The sequence below is a fragment of the Chthonobacter albigriseus genome (assembly GCF_013839445.1).
Taxonomy (GTDB): Bacteria; Pseudomonadota; Alphaproteobacteria; order Rhizobiales; family Pleomorphomonadaceae; genus Chthonobacter; species Chthonobacter albigriseus.
Genome location: NZ_JACDIT010000014.1, coordinates 1 through 13152 on the forward strand (window position 1 = coordinate 1; position 13152 = coordinate 13152).

At 60.0% G+C, this 13152-nt stretch carries 18 protein-coding genes; 11 read left to right on the plus strand and 7 right to left on the minus strand.

Features of this window, described 5'->3' with window-relative positions; all coding sequences use genetic code 11:
* Window positions 1-239: 239 nt before the first annotated feature.
* From HZ321_RS21340 to HZ321_RS21375, 8 genes are all read left to right on the plus strand, one after another.
* Window positions 240-995, plus strand: a complete 756-nt coding sequence (locus HZ321_RS21340; RefSeq protein ID WP_181704446.1) for a hypothetical protein — start codon at window positions 240-242, stop codon at window positions 993-995.
* Window positions 996-1370: 375 nt separating this feature from the next.
* The gene (locus tag HZ321_RS21345; RefSeq protein ID WP_194304099.1) at window positions 1371-1697 is read left to right on the plus strand and encodes a winged helix domain-containing protein; all 327 of its coding nucleotides are present in this window, start codon (window positions 1371-1373) and stop codon (window positions 1695-1697) included.
* The gene (locus HZ321_RS21350; protein WP_181704447.1) at window positions 1694-3379 is read left to right on the plus strand and encodes a helix-turn-helix domain-containing protein; all 1686 of its coding nucleotides are present in this window, start codon (window positions 1694-1696) and stop codon (window positions 3377-3379) included. Before HZ321_RS21345 ends, HZ321_RS21350 begins: the two co-directional genes overlap by 4 nt.
* A gap of 853 nt (window positions 3380-4232) precedes the next feature.
* Window positions 4233-4967 (plus strand): hypothetical protein, encoded by a 735-nt coding sequence (locus HZ321_RS21360; protein WP_181704449.1) that lies wholly within the window; start codon window positions 4233-4235, stop codon window positions 4965-4967.
* Window positions 4897-5208: an HGGxSTG domain-containing protein gene (locus HZ321_RS21885; protein WP_280514520.1), complete on the plus strand. Its 312-nt coding sequence runs from the start codon at window positions 4897-4899 to the stop codon at window positions 5206-5208. Before HZ321_RS21360 ends, HZ321_RS21885 begins: the two co-directional genes overlap by 71 nt.
* Window positions 5209-5280: 72 nt before the next feature.
* On the plus strand, window positions 5281-5463 hold the full coding sequence (locus HZ321_RS21365) for a hypothetical protein (RefSeq protein ID WP_181704450.1): 183 nt from the start codon (window positions 5281-5283) through the stop codon (window positions 5461-5463).
* 363 nt (window positions 5464-5826) lie between these two features.
* The gene (locus HZ321_RS21370; protein WP_181704451.1) at window positions 5827-6321 is read left to right on the plus strand and encodes a hypothetical protein; all 495 of its coding nucleotides are present in this window, start codon (window positions 5827-5829) and stop codon (window positions 6319-6321) included.
* Window position 6322: 1 nt separating this feature from the next.
* Window positions 6323-6682, plus strand: coding sequence for a hypothetical protein (locus tag HZ321_RS21375; RefSeq protein ID WP_181704452.1), 360 nt, complete (start codon window positions 6323-6325; stop codon window positions 6680-6682).
* A gap of 90 nt (window positions 6683-6772) precedes the next feature.
* Here the strand turns inward: HZ321_RS21375 and HZ321_RS21380 are convergent, their stop codons facing one another.
* The 6 genes from HZ321_RS21380 to HZ321_RS21405 form a co-directional block, all read right to left on the minus strand.
* Window positions 6773-7099 carry a helix-turn-helix domain-containing protein gene (locus HZ321_RS21380; RefSeq protein WP_181704453.1) on the minus strand — a complete coding sequence of 109 codons (327 nt, stop codon included), beginning with the start codon at window positions 7097-7099 and terminating at the stop codon, window positions 6773-6775.
* 3 nt (window positions 7100-7102) lie between these two features.
* Window positions 7103-7459, minus strand: coding sequence for a type II toxin-antitoxin system RelE/ParE family toxin (locus tag HZ321_RS21385; protein ID WP_181704454.1), 357 nt, complete (start codon window positions 7457-7459; stop codon window positions 7103-7105).
* A gap of 166 nt (window positions 7460-7625) precedes the next feature.
* Window positions 7626-8471 (minus strand): recombinase family protein, encoded by an 846-nt coding sequence (locus HZ321_RS21390; RefSeq protein ID WP_181704455.1) that lies wholly within the window; start codon window positions 8469-8471, stop codon window positions 7626-7628.
* Window positions 8468-8839, minus strand: a complete 372-nt coding sequence (locus tag HZ321_RS21395) for a DUF6173 family protein (RefSeq protein ID WP_181704456.1) — start codon at window positions 8837-8839, stop codon at window positions 8468-8470. Before HZ321_RS21395 ends, HZ321_RS21390 begins: the two co-directional genes overlap by 4 nt.
* 121 nt (window positions 8840-8960) lie before the next feature.
* Entirely contained in the window at window positions 8961-9290 is a 330-nt protein-coding gene (locus tag HZ321_RS21400; protein ID WP_181704457.1) for a hypothetical protein, read from the minus strand.
* A gap of 79 nt (window positions 9291-9369) precedes the next feature.
* On the minus strand, window positions 9370-9723 hold the full coding sequence (locus tag HZ321_RS21405) for a GIY-YIG nuclease family protein (protein ID WP_181704458.1): 354 nt from the start codon (window positions 9721-9723) through the stop codon (window positions 9370-9372).
* 114 nt (window positions 9724-9837) lie between these two features.
* Between HZ321_RS21405 and HZ321_RS21410 the strand changes: the two genes are divergently transcribed.
* From HZ321_RS21410 to HZ321_RS22050, 3 genes are all read left to right on the plus strand, one after another.
* Window positions 9838-10317, plus strand: a complete 480-nt coding sequence (locus tag HZ321_RS21410; RefSeq protein ID WP_181704459.1) for a hypothetical protein — start codon at window positions 9838-9840, stop codon at window positions 10315-10317.
* 80 nt (window positions 10318-10397) lie between these two features.
* Window positions 10398-11048, plus strand: a complete 651-nt coding sequence (gene parA / locus HZ321_RS21415) for a ParA family partition ATPase (RefSeq protein ID WP_181704460.1) — start codon at window positions 10398-10400, stop codon at window positions 11046-11048.
* A 37-nt stretch (window positions 11049-11085) separates the two neighbouring features.
* Window positions 11086-11367 (plus strand): ribbon-helix-helix domain-containing protein, encoded by a 282-nt coding sequence (locus HZ321_RS22050; RefSeq protein WP_425305425.1) that lies wholly within the window; start codon window positions 11086-11088, stop codon window positions 11365-11367.
* Between the two features lie 1540 nt (window positions 11368-12907).
* On the opposite strand, the gene HZ321_RS21555 is transcribed toward HZ321_RS22050, so the two are convergent.
* Window positions 12908-13152 (minus strand): hypothetical protein (locus tag HZ321_RS21555; RefSeq protein ID WP_206682823.1); only part of this gene is annotated, 245 nt, incomplete at its 5' end.

Consider the following 13152-nt stretch of genomic DNA (forward strand, 5'->3'; position numbering starts at 1 on the left):
CCCCCGACGCGCCAACGTCGAGAGGCCGAATTCGGTGGGTGCTTGGAGAGACCCGGAACACCTCCAAGCTCTCACACATCGCCAGCCGCCGTCAACGGGGAGCATTTCTCCGAACGATGGTCTGTTGCCTCGATGCTGAGAAACCGGCCCATTTTGGCTGGTTTTCCGGAACGAATGCGCTTGTCCGAAACCGCGCCATTTGGCGCACTTTCCGTCGCGGCCCTATCGAGGGCTTGGACATGCTGGACGCGTTACGAAATGCTATCGCCGAAGCGCCGACCACTGCCGCACTGGACGTGGCAGCTCGTGGGCTGTGGGCCGCTCTCGCTGCCGGCATGCTGGACGAGGACAGGGCAGGGCAGCTCGCCGAAGCTCTCGAAGCACGCCGCGTGATGCTGCGGACGCCGTCGCAGGCCCGTACAGGACGCACACCCGTTTCAGCCTCGCGAACCGTCACGCTGTTCGCCAAGGCTCGCCAATCGATGCCGCCCGATCGGCGCAAGAGCATAGAACGTCGCCGGCGTCTCGCCGCATCTGGTCCGATGCCTCCACAACTCGCCGCACACTTCACCACTGCCGAACTGGCGTGCCTGCGGATCGTGGCCGATGAGGTCAAGGCGCACGGCGTCTGTACTCGGTCCTACGAGGAGATAGCCGCCCGGGCCGGCACCTGCCGCTCGTCTGCTCGTAATGCGATCCGCCGTGCAGCTGCCCTCAGGCTCATCACCGTGCAAACGAGGCCGCGGCCGGGCCGGAAACACCTTCCGAATGTCGTCAGCGTGGTCTCAAAGGAATGGCTCGCCTGGCTTCGGATCGGGATGCGTGATCGATCGCGACAGATAGGGGGTAAGAAACAAGCAGCCACGGATACGAGTCTAGATTCAAGCCCTGAACGCCAAGACATTCAGGCGCACACGAGCCTTACTTTAAGACGGGCACGTTCTTCAGAAAGCGGTTTAGGGCCAGGAAAGGTCGAGGAGGGTATTCGCGCTTAGAGATTCCGCCGACCCAACCACTCTACATGTGGGCTCAGACCTGTTTACACTGGGGATGGAGGCAATTCCGACTTCCGTTCGGCGGAAGATGCAGGCAGAATCACTCTGCTATCGCTCTGACGGGTGCGCCGATGCTGATGCGATGAAAGAACAGCCCCGCAAAGGTCGCTTGCCGGCGACCTCGCGAGGCTGCTCCGCAAAAGAACCTCCGGACTGTCGTTTGCCTCGCCCGTCCGGGATCCTCCCAACCGCCGAACGTTGCGGCGGACGATCTGTTGTACCGCGGCATTGTGGGGCGAACAACCGCTCCGACCAAGCCGACTGGTTCCGAACAGCGGTCTGTCCACGACGTCCGGTCAGATTTGGACCGCAATGATGTCTAAGAGCCTTCTCGAACCCTCTCTCAGCAGTAACCCCGTCGTCCGCGTCGTCGCCATCGTTGGCGAAGGAGAGGCAGCATCCACACGGACCTATCGCGGGCGGTTCGCAAACACCTTGGCAATGCTGGTCGATGCCGGCGCCACTGGCATAACGGCATTCGACAACCCCGGCCCGCGGCTCAGCCATTACGTGATGAAGCTCAGGCAGAGCGGCTTGGCTATTACGACTGAAGATGTGAAGCACGGCGGGCCGTTCCCCGGTCACCACGGCCGCTATCGGCTCGCCTCGGCTGTTCGTATCGTCGAGGCGGAGCGCGCATGATGACGACCGCCGATTGCGTACACACTGTTCAGCGACTGCTCGACAACGGTTTTCTGCCGATCCCGCTGCGGTACGGGACCAAGGCGTTTTTCCCAGGCTTCATCAATCGTCGCGCAACGTATGAAGCGTTCGAAGAAGCGATACGCTTCGACCGAGGCCTGACACCGAACTTCGGCCTCCGCCTCGACAACCTCGCAGCGCTCGATATCGACGACGATATCGTCCGCGCTAACAAGATCCGCGCCGCTGTCCGCGCCGTCGCGGGCGACGGGCTGTTTCGCTACGGTGACGGTACGAAGGGCGGAGTCCTCCTATACAGGGCCACCGCAGGTCTAAAACCATGGACGGTCGGCCAAGTCGAGTTTCGAACCGGCCGGACGATGGTGGTCGCGGCATTCGGTCTCCACCCAAAGGGCCAGCCTTATCGCTGGCACACCGAGAGTCCGCTCGACGTCGACAGCGCGGATCTCCCGCTCATCAACGCCGAGCTGGCGGTTCAGATTCGCGCCATCGTCGCAACGTTCTATCCGGCCGAGGCCGTCACCCGTCCGACGTCCCGATCCCGACAGACGCCCCGATCCGGCCCTCTCGCCGATGGTCGCCGCACGGCTCTGCGCGATGAAATCGCCGCTGAAATCGGTCGCCGCCTTAGAGACGGTGCCCCGGTCGACTTCGCTTCGATCAACGCGGCCGCGCAGCTTTGGTTTTTCGGGTCCGGAGCCATCAACCTCACGCGCCCAAAGGGATCCACTGGCCGCCCCTGGCGTGAGGCGGACGTTGCAGCCGAGGTCCGTTACGCCCTTCGGCCGGCCCGCTTGAAGCTGTTCGGACCGATGCAAACCGCCCGCACGTGGACGCTGCCGATGAAGCGCGGCCTGCTCGATGCGATCCGCGCTGACCGGCGCGCCACTGACCGGCATGTTCAAGTCGCCGCCGCACTCCTGGATGCGCATCGTGGCGACAACGAGGAGGCGGTTCAGCGGCGAGCACGTCGTGGGGGGATAGCCTCAGAGACCTTGGCGGCCGCGCTCGGCACCAGCGACCGGTACGCTCGCCGGCTGCGGGCTGATCTTGTGGCCTGGGGCTACTTCTCCGAGAAGGCGAAGGGGTACCGGCCCGGCGTTACTGCGGATGGCCGCCGCTACAAGGGCAAAGCGCCCACCGTCATCCCGAACGATGCTTGGCTGCCGCTACTCCGCTTCGACGAGACGGGTTCGCAGGATGTTGTTGTCCCGTTCACCAAGGGTCCGGATGCGGATAATTCGAAGCACGCACAAAGCATTGATATGTTTAAGAGAACGGGCAAACCCGGAACCGTTCAGTTCCACAATACCACTACGAAGGAAGGCCCTGCTATTCGGCCGTCTCAAGATGTCCCGAGCCTTACTATCGTCGCTGGGGCAGACATCGCTCGTCAGCGTGGTGACGACATAGCGCTTATGCGTTGGCCGCATCTTTTCGCCCGCGACTTCTTCGGCCAAGTCCGCCCGATCCCTACCGCCGACAAGGTCGCTTTGGGGATAGCTCTCAAGGAACTGCGCGAAGCCGCTGGTCTCTCGCAGACCGAAACCGCGCGCCGCGCGGGCCTCCTGCAGGGGTCACTGTCAAACAGCGAGCGGGGCCACGACGGTCTCTCCACCACCGCCATCGCCCGCCTCCTCGAAATCCTGAGCGCCGCATGAGGTACCCGATGAAGTGCCCGCCCAACCGATCCGCTGCGGACCAGCGGCATCGTGACCAGCAGACGGAAATCGCCGCGAACCTCGTACTCGGTTTCCGGGATTGGCTGGCCGACGCCGTCCAGCGCAGCCGAGCGACGTATCCGGCCGTTGTGTCAGGAATAGAAGCCGTCGTTGTGGACACCCGGAGCCTCGAAGCTTGGCTTGGAATGCTCGACCACGGCGTAACTGACCTCCTGCGACTTGCCGAGCCGCCCCTTTTGGCTCTGACGATCGACCCGCCTCGACCGCTAGAGCGTCGTTCAGGTGATAGGGGACGCTCTCACCAGCCGGCTGTTTCACAGCGACGGCAGTTGACGCTCATCAGGGGAGGGCGGGCAGATGCTTGAGATACCCCGGAACGCAGCGTTCTACCGCCGAGCGGGCGCAATTCGATCACGCGGGCCGGCCGGCATCGCCGATGATCCTACCGCGCTCTTGGCTTGGCTGAAGGGCAACGGATTTCCAGACACATCAGCCGACCTTGCCGCTGCACTGGCCGAGTACGAACGCTTCCGCATCCATGGAGGACCACATGTCCGCTGACACCCTTGTATCCGGTCGGCAGCTCCGTGCTGCCCGTGTCCTTGCACTGCTTTCGCAGGAGGAGCTAGGCCGGGCTGCAGGCATATCTGGCCGATCCATACGTACATTCGAGCGCGTTGAGGCCGGCCGCATCCCCTGCGCCGCAGCAACCCTCGTTCGCCTCGTTGCCGCCCTCTCTGGCCGGGGCGTTGAGGTGTTCTCAATGCCAGCACCCGGCGCTCGGCTGTCCAGCCCACAAGATGACGTGACATCGTGACAGCAGGAGGAGTTGATGGCTAGAAAGCCCGGGGGACCCACTGCGGAATTGCCGCTGCCATCCGCATCAGAGCAGGCTGAGATCCGAACGGCCGAGGAGCGCCATCACGCTCGGCGAAAGCCCGTCCAAGCTCGTACAGCGCCGAAAGACGCTTCTTTGGCGTTGGGGCCGACTTACAACAATCTAGAGGGATTCTCGGCGCGGCTTCTCGATGCGCTCGGCAGTGCCTCTCAGGCTTTTGTCGACGCCGAGCTCCTGCGCCTCACATATGTCCTGAAGTCTGATGTGCTCGGGTTCGAGACACGCTTGAATGCTGCGCTGGCATTCATCGAGGCGGTCCGACCCGTCAACGAGGTTGAGGCTGTTTTGGCTGTGCAAGCAGCGGCTACGCACGCAGTCAGCATGTCGAAGCTGTCTACGCTTGTTTCGGTCAGCACCATCACCCAGGCCGAAAGCGCGGCGAATATCGCAACGAAGTTGCAGAGGACGCTTTTGTCGCAAATGGAGACGCTGAACAGGCTTCGGCGCGGCGGACAGCAGAACGTCCGCGTCGAACATGTACACGTGCATGCAGGTGGGCAAGCCATCGTGGGGGCAGTCTCGCATGATGGCGGGGGTGCCGGGGTAGAACCGGAAAAGCAGGAGCAAGGCCATGCAATCCAGACGAGATCCATCGCGCATGCACCAAGCGCCCCGTTGTGGGGCAAAGACCCGCTCGGGCTCGCCGTGCCGGTCGCCAGCGGTCCATGATAAGCGTCGGTGTCGCATGCACGGTGGAGCACTTGGCAGTGGGGCGCCATCAGGGCCAAGTAATGGTCGATATAAGCACGGTCACTACACTGCCGAAGCGATTTCCCGACGCCGTGAAATTCGGGGGCTGCTGCAGGCAACTCGGGCGATGCTCAAAGGAAGCGGACCCCATGAGGGAGAAAGTACAGCGGAGCAACGGCTTCCAGTTCCGGCGATTTCCGTTTGCGAGTGGCATAGCTAGTTTAGCTATCCGATTTCGCTGAATAGTGCCGCCAACTGATTTGAACGCACCTTGGTTCAGGAGGATCGGGCGATGAAGCTGATTGGACTGATCGTGCTGCTTTTCTCGGTTAGCGTATGGAGCTTCTGCCTTTGGGTGATCAGCTCCGGTCGGTACGACACTGAGGCCAAGAACATCGCCTACTACTATTTTCACTGGTTTGGCTGGTTCCTGCTGTTCATTTTTGTTTGGGCCCTTTCAGAGCGCTTCACATGATGGCGAATGCGCTCCTATCGACGGCACGTTAAGTGTCTTGGCTGCATGTACGCATGGCGAGGAAGAGGAGGTTAGACCTTCGAAAGCTGCGTGGTCGACCTGACGTGGGCGTGCCCATGTCGCCGCTCTCGATGCGCCGGCCCGTGCAACCGAGGCTCGTGCAACCCTGGAAGCCCGGTTGCGCGACCTGGAAATGTCGGAGCCTCTCATCGCTGTCCGACATATGCCGCCAACATCTACGCCACCCGCAATCAGCTTGCCAGCACGTCAGCATGACAGCTCGTCATCGTGCTCACGTGCTGTAGCGCCCACTAGCCTTCACCACTGACCAGCAACGCGGCCTTAGGCCGCCACGGAGGAGCCATGTCTACGCATAGCCTGAACAGACGATCCATCCTCGCCGGCATCGGATCTGCCCTGACCCTCACTGCGACGACAGCAGCCGTCGTGAGCACGACCGTGCAGCCAGCTGCAGGCGACGCCATCGGGGACTTCCTCGCGGCGAACCCGGACGCGGAACTGCTCGCCCTCGGTGCCGAACTGGACGCCGCATGGGAGCGCGAACGGCTGGCCTTCGACGTGTCCAACGCGGCCGACAAGGCGAGTTCACCTGACGCCGACCACCTGGACGATGTTTGGGACAAGCTGGTCGACCAGGCCGGCGAGATTGTCCATCGCATAATCCCCTTGCAGGCGACCACGCTGGCGGGGGTGATGGTGAAGGTCCGCGCCGTGGCCTGGTGCTACTGCGGCAAGCCAGAGGACATCATCACGGACGACGAGCACTACATGTCCGACGTCCACCTAGCCCTTGGCATTGCTCGTGACCTCAGCCTCATGCCTGCAGTAGGAACCTGATATGGATCGCCGCTCGTTCTTCAAGCTCGCTGCCAAGGTGGGCGTCGTAAGTGCGGCTGCTCTATCGGCCGCAACCGTGATTGCAGAGCCAATCCTCATCGAGCCGGCCGATCCTTACACCATCCCGCCTGAACGCATTCTCAGCGCCGTCCGAACGCTGCAAAGCGACGGCTGGCTCATTGAGGTGGTGCTCAGTGGTGGGGACAAGCTGGATGGCATCGCCGCTCGGGGTCCGGTCGGCCTGACGCCACGTGACCGTCACGTGCGGTACTTCGAGGTCATGAAGGGCATCTGCCCTATGCAGACGGCGGAACTGCTCTACTCGGCCGGTTGGCCGGCAACTGGGTTTGACGCACGCTAAAATTTGCGAGTCCCCGGTTCGCCGGGGACATTGACCCCGTAAGCACGGCAAGCCCTCACCCAAAACGTAGTTTGCTCGCCGCCAGACCCGTCAAAGGATGGATTGAACACCCTTTTCCTGAGCCAAAGAGAGTAGCTTCAAGGATGGGCCACTTGGCCGTTTTTCCCCGCGCTCCCACTTGCTCACCAGCGATGTGGTCACGTTTAAAGCCATAGCGAAGATAGCTTGGCTCATATTCGCTTCTTCTCGGAGACGACGAATCTGCTCAGGTGTAAAGTCTCGAACGTTGGTTAGGCAACGTACGTTGAAATGACGCATAGTGGCCTTATCAATTAGGCCATGCTTATGAAGACCCTCCATGGTTTCATGAAGGGCCTTCAGTGGATCGCTGCGATACTCCTTGCGGGTCGCTGCCATTGTTTATTTCACCTCAGTGAACTCCCCAGATCGAACGAGTTCGTCCAGACCAATCAGGGAGAGCTGCTTTGCAGCTTCACGGAATGCCTCTAATTCAGGGGGAGACAGGTCAGATTTTGCATTCTTCGCGAACAGGTAGATGAAGAGAACGCGTTCGCCCTCGACGTAAACCACAACCGCTCTGGCGCTTCCTGACTTCCCCTTACCCGGGGGCGCAACTCGCTGCTTGACTAGGAATTTCCCCAAGCTTGCGTGTATATTGCCGGCTGCTATATCTTTTGCAGCTTCTATAAGAACATTATCAGAGATATTCTCCTTCTTAGTAAGACGAGCAAAGGGCTTCGACTTTAAGATTCGCATCTATTCGTCCCTGATTAGTAGGGTGCATCGAGCATTACTCCTGGGTAGGGCCAATCTATCTCGCTCTGAGATAGCTCAGGTGGTGGTCGGACGGATCCGGATGGTGGATCCAGGCTCAAATATATAGCACCCGGTGCTATAGTTCAAGAGGGACGAGCGAGGGCTGCTAGCTCACTATGGATTCGTGTTTGCCTGGCATCACGACGTGAGCTTCGGTTCCGCCCCATCGAAACAGATATTCCACGCCGCCGCGGTACTTGGGATTATCGAGGACATAACGCACAGTTCCGGGCCACCACCGCCCTCCTCGCTTCGTTTGGACGCCGGCTGCATTCAATTCGGCAGCGATGGCGACCAGCGTCGCGCCTTCAGCCTTCCGAGAGTAGATCCGCCGGACCGTTTCCGCTGCATCCTCGTCAACGACAAGCCCGCCTTCCCGGTCGCGTTCGTACCCAAGTGGCGCCGACCCGCCGGCAAACCCCCCGCGCGATGCCTTTTCCCGGCGGCCGAGGAAAGTCCGTTCCGTGATTACTGCCCTCTCCTGCTCTGCCATGCCGGCGAGGATAGCGAAGACGGTTCGCCCCATGGGTGTAGCCGTGTCGATCGGCTCCGTAACGGACCGGAGCTGTACGCCGAGCCGGTCGGATAGATCGTTGGCAGCCATTACGGCGTAGACCAACTGGCGGGCGAGACGGTCGAACTTCCACACGAGCAGGACCGAGAAGGCGCCCTCCTCTGCCATTGCCAGTACACGACTGAATCCCTCACGGTCTGCCGGCTTGGTCGCGCCCGATACGCCTGGATCGGCGACGACTTCGACCAGCTCGTAGCCCTGGCTTTCAGCGAACGCTCGAATAGCGCTCTCCTGCGTTACCAGGCCGAAGCCGTTGGCGGCCTGCTCGTCGGACGAGACGCGGATGTAGCCGACGGCCTTGTGGGCGACGACGGCCCGGGCAGATTCGACGGCATGGGCTTTCCGCTTCAGCCGAGCGACACGTTTGGACGTGTTCATGGCTGTTCCTTCAGCACGGTGAACCCGATCCGTTTTGGCTCATCGTGGATCTTTGGAAGAGCCTTGAGCACGATGCTAACTTGAGAGATGTGTTGGATCAGCTCTACAGGTGCGCTCTCTTCTGTAGAGGTGCCGATAAAGACAATAAGGCCGCCGTCAAGAAATTTCACCCTGTCAACGTGAAATGGCGGCTCAGCCGGCGTGCCAACAAGACGAACGCCAACTTCTCTCGTTGCGTCTAGTGTCGTTTCGAATTCGGCCATGCGCTCAAGTAGGGCCGTGTAGGCACTATGATAGATGTTCAGATCCATCGGATCTATTTCCGGAAGGCCAATCTGGGGGATGAGGGGTAAACCGAAATCGCGCATCACACGCTCCTTTATAAACTCTCCCGAGAATTTATAAACCGGAACAGAATCATCCACAAGACAGCATGTGGGCATGTGGGCGTGTGGTTCTATAGTGCGACTTGACGGGTGCAGAAGGGATCTAAAGGTCGAGGAGCTTGAGAACCTTTTCAGTCTCATTGTTTGCGAGGGCTTCCTGAAGGGCCTTGTTCCCAGCGCGTGCCACCTCGCCAGCAGTGACCTTTATTCCGAAATGGCAGATGAACTCCCCCTGCCCCGCTTCTAGCGCGGCGAATGCCTCACATGGGTTTTGGGAGTAATCAACCGACAGCCCGTAAAGTACAGCACTATCTGCAATGCCGTCTTCGACCTGTTGTCGAGCGTCTGCCATGGCTTGGCTTTTATTGGTCGAGTAGATATAGGGCTTGTTGTCCTCGGCTCCGAGGCGATGAATCACGAATGATTTGTGCATGGGTACTACCTAATTTGGAAGTCGATCAGCAGAACCGGATTTGGTCCGGTAGAGACCATACGCCGTCAGGTTTGTAGCGCTATTGTCTGCGTTTGCCGTTCAAAGTTGGCTGGTAAACGTCAATCCAACTTCGTTCGAACTCCCTTAGTCGGTGTATTTCGTCGGGTGAGACCAACTGCAGGATAGAGAACTTCGCAGCCGCCTCGGCTTCATAACATTTCAGCATGGCTTTATGGACGGGGCGGAAATCTCGACCGACGATGTGGTAGTCGCGCCTGGTTAGTTGCGCTACAAGATTGCCCCGATACTCCCTCACGCGCCGTTTTAGGTTCATGGTTTTGCCGACGTAGCTGTCTTCGGCTACCTGCCAGAGGTAGATTCCAGGCGAACTAGGAATTTCAATCAGATTCTCGATCCAGTCTGAACGGAGCATGCGTCAGCCTCCGATGAGCGCCGAATTCAAGAATAATGACACAAAATAGGATCGGAGGTTGAGGTGGTTACTTCGGCTTCGACACTGTTGGGAGCGGCAGGCGAGCACTACGTCATGTCAGAGCTTCTGCGCCGCGGGTTTATCGCAGCTCTGGCACCCATCGGCGTTCCGAATGCGGACATCGTCGTGACCGACTTGGAAGGAAGCCGGCTCTGTTCGGTTCAGGTGAAAACACGTCGTGAGTTGGGCTCCGATGGCGGCTGGCATATGGGTGAGAAGCATGAACGGATTCGCGGTGAGCGTCTGTTCTACGCTTTTGTGGATTTCGGCAAAGCCCTAGACGAGCACCCGGTCGTATACGTTGTACCGAGCAGCGTGGTTGCCGATGTAATTCGGGACTCGCATCAGGTGTGGCTTTCTACACCCGGAAAGAAGGGGCAGCAGCGCAAAGACGGGCCGTTCCGCCGATTCCTTCCTGACTACACGCGGGTATACGGACCGGGTCACAGGCAATATGGACCTGGTTGGCTGGAGCAATACCGGAATGCCTGGCACCTCTTGGCGCTCGATGCCACTCCCCCGATCAGTTCCTAGGTAAACCTCTCGTTAACCCAGATCGGGTGGTCTAGCCTGCGTGTGGGCAGGACAACGAGTCGGCGCGACGAGGTGACCACGTGAAGACGATAGCCGTGATTTCGCAGAAAGGAGGTGCCGGGAAGACCACGATTGCCGTTCACCTGGCTGTCGCGGCGCACCTCGCTGGCAAGACCGTCGCGCTAGTAGACCTCGACCCCCAGGCGACTGCGCGGAAATGGTTCGATAGACGGGAAGCCGATATTCCCGAGGTCATCGGCGACCATGCCGAACGTCTTCCTCAGCTCATGGAGATGGCGGAAGCCAACGGCGCCGACCTCCTCGTGATCGACACAGCGCCCAACGCGGACCGTGCGTCGCTGCGAGCTGCCAAATCGGCCGACCTAATCCTAATTCCGTGCCGGCCAGCGGCGTTCGATCTCGACGCCATCGAGACCACCCGCGACCTAGCCGACCTCGCTCGCAAGCCGTCATTCGTGGTGATGAGTGCTGCGCCTGTACGGAGTGCTCTGACCGACGAGGCACGGAAGGGTTTAGAGGCGAAAGGTACGGCAGTAGCACCGACCGTCATTCACGCTCGCGTCGCCTTCGCCCATTCAGTCATCGACGGGCGCACCGCGATGGAGTTCGAGCCCGACGGCAAGGCGGCTGCCGAAATCAGAGAACTTTGCACGTGGGCATTCAAGCAGCTTGGCATGCCTACAGTTAAACAAGACCGCAAGCTGGCGTGACCACACGCCGGCGTAAGAGCATGACACGAGGGTTGAGATGGCGAAGCGAGCTAGCCTTTTTAAAGATGCGGCATCGTCGAAGACCGCACCCGCAACCGGGCCGGCAGAGGAGTCGACGCCAGTTCGGTCTGAACAGTCCCGAGCCTATCCCGTTGCAACGACCAGGCAGGGCAAGCGCGCTGTCACCTGCTACGTCGACCCGGCCGCTTGGAAGCAGCTTAAGGCAATTTCGCTGGACGAGGAGCGAACAGTCCAAGACCTCCTTGTTGAAGGGGTCAACGCGGTATTCGAGAAGTACGGCAGAGGGCGGATTGCGTAGGAAAGCTCATGAGCGACATGCTATGTTTTCAACGGGGCACGCAGGCCTTCACGAAAGTGTCACAGCGCGAATTTAGGGGGCAATTAGCGTCGGAGAAGCACTGGGGGTACGGGTTGAAGTTCGGTTGGACGCTGGATGGCCGCGGAGCTTCTGCGATGTAGCCTCTATAACAAAAGCCAGTAGACGACATTGGCGGTTTTTGGCACTGGCGGCCAGGGCCACAGTCAAAGTCGGACACGCAGCCGGACGACGCGGCACCTATTAGGGGTATGGGGCGAAACGGCTTCGTTGCTGGCTGCTGCTGCCGGGCAATAATAGGGGGCGGAGATGGAGACGGCGTAGCGCAGTTTCCACCGGAGAGGGCGCAACCGAGCATGAAGCCTAGCGACTGGGCAACAGCTGGATCAACAGACGATTGCTGCTGAGGTACCGCTGCCGTGTGGGCTGCCGTCGCTTGCGCAACCATCCTGTCGGTGTCGATTGCTATGACCCTGCCATAGGAAGACGCTAAGCCGCTGTAAGTGGCGGTACCCATTTTGATCTCGATCACATTGCACTGGCGGATACCCGGTATGCGGTTACAGACGGCCGCAGGGCTCGTCTGCTCGTTCATGATTTGATGTTGCCCGTAGACACAGTAGGTGCGGCCACTATCGTCTACGCCCGCAGCAAGATGTTTGAATCCCGAACCGGCATAAAATGCGGTCATCACCGCCCGGTCTTCCTTGCAGAGGGACATTTCCGGTGTCGGAGTCGACATACAGGATGTCACTCCGAGCAAAGGTAGTACGAGAGTAAGCAAGCGCAAAAAGACAGCCATACCCCCCTCCGACAGCTCACGAGAGTGCCTGAAAATCTCCTCATATCCCACTAGCCCTACGGACGGGCGCGCCTCTATGCACAATGAAATTTGGCTGTGAAAGCAACTCGCTGATTGGGGCTGCTGGAAGCAGTATTCCTCAAAGTGGCGGAGTCGGTTGAGGCAGCTTTATTGCGCGACTTTTGCCTGTCTGCTTCGTCTTCCGTTCACGCGGACGATGTCCACGAACGTGACGATGATGCCAGCAATCAAACGGTGCCAAGTCGTTTCGAAGGTTGGCACGCCATCCGATCCAGCTTCACCGAACGAGGAGACGAGGACGACAATTATGGTCGTTACGACCCCGAAGAAGCATGCTCGTCGCAAACTATCAGGCTGAGTAGCAGACCCCCAGTAGAACAAAATCACCAAAAGAGATTGCCCCACAACGCTGCCCACAACAAACGCCGCATCTCCCATTGTCGCCCCCCTTAACTGCCGCGCTTTCGCAAAACTTCTGCGACCCCTTCAAGCAACAGGGAGTGAAGGCTCACCCGCTCTTCGAAGGCAATTCTGCGCAGTGCGTCGTGGGCTTCCGGTGTGATCCGGAGCGGCAGGTTTACCTTCCGGGCCTTCGCTGTCTCGGACGCCCGCTCCACCTGGTCGGCTCGAACTTCCATTGCATTGCCTCGAATCGTCCCGCCGCTCGGATCATAGTCGACGACGGACGGATTCATGCAGTCACGAAGTTAACGAGACGTTAACCATCTTGGATCCAGCCTGTTCGATGCGGATGGCCCGAGACTCGGGCTTGCCGTCGCGACCGTTCGCCCGCGTGATGGCGATAGCGGTGCCGAGTGAGTCGGCGCCGGACATGGAGACCACAACGCCGCGATAGCCTGAAAAGCGAAAGGCCCCCCGACGCGCCAACGTCGAGAGGCCGAATTCGGTGGGTGCTTGGAGAGACCCGGAACACCTCCAAGCTC

Coding starts and splice junctions, on each gene's coding strand:
- HZ321_RS21340 (WP_181704446.1), top strand. CDS start 240: ATGCTGGACGCGTTACGAAATGCTATCGCCGAAGCGCCGACCACTGCC.
- HZ321_RS21345 (WP_194304099.1), top strand. CDS start 1,371: ATGTCTAAGAGCCTTCTCGAACCCTCTCTCAGCAGTAACCCCGTCGTC.
- HZ321_RS21350 (WP_181704447.1), top strand. CDS start 1,694: ATGATGACGACCGCCGATTGCGTACACACTGTTCAGCGACTGCTCGAC.
- HZ321_RS21360 (WP_181704449.1), top strand. CDS start 4,233: ATGGCTAGAAAGCCCGGGGGACCCACTGCGGAATTGCCGCTGCCATCC.
- HZ321_RS21885 (WP_280514520.1), top strand. CDS start 4,897: ATGCACCAAGCGCCCCGTTGTGGGGCAAAGACCCGCTCGGGCTCGCCG.
- HZ321_RS21365 (WP_181704450.1), top strand. CDS start 5,281: ATGAAGCTGATTGGACTGATCGTGCTGCTTTTCTCGGTTAGCGTATGG.
- HZ321_RS21370 (WP_181704451.1), top strand. CDS start 5,827: ATGTCTACGCATAGCCTGAACAGACGATCCATCCTCGCCGGCATCGGA.
- HZ321_RS21375 (WP_181704452.1), top strand. CDS start 6,323: ATGGATCGCCGCTCGTTCTTCAAGCTCGCTGCCAAGGTGGGCGTCGTA.
- HZ321_RS21380 (WP_181704453.1), bottom strand. CDS start 7,099: ATGGCAGCGACCCGCAAGGAGTATCGCAGCGATCCACTGAAGGCCCTT.
- HZ321_RS21385 (WP_181704454.1), bottom strand. CDS start 7,459: ATGCGAATCTTAAAGTCGAAGCCCTTTGCTCGTCTTACTAAGAAGGAG.
- HZ321_RS21390 (WP_181704455.1), bottom strand. CDS start 8,471: ATGAACACGTCCAAACGTGTCGCTCGGCTGAAGCGGAAAGCCCATGCC.
- HZ321_RS21395 (WP_181704456.1), bottom strand. CDS start 8,839: ATGCGCGATTTCGGTTTACCCCTCATCCCCCAGATTGGCCTTCCGGAA.
- HZ321_RS21400 (WP_181704457.1), bottom strand. CDS start 9,290: ATGCACAAATCATTCGTGATTCATCGCCTCGGAGCCGAGGACAACAAG.
- HZ321_RS21405 (WP_181704458.1), bottom strand. CDS start 9,723: ATGCTCCGTTCAGACTGGATCGAGAATCTGATTGAAATTCCTAGTTCG.
- HZ321_RS21410 (WP_181704459.1), top strand. CDS start 9,838: ATGTCAGAGCTTCTGCGCCGCGGGTTTATCGCAGCTCTGGCACCCATC.
- HZ321_RS22050 (WP_425305425.1), top strand. CDS start 11,086: ATGGCGAAGCGAGCTAGCCTTTTTAAAGATGCGGCATCGTCGAAGACC.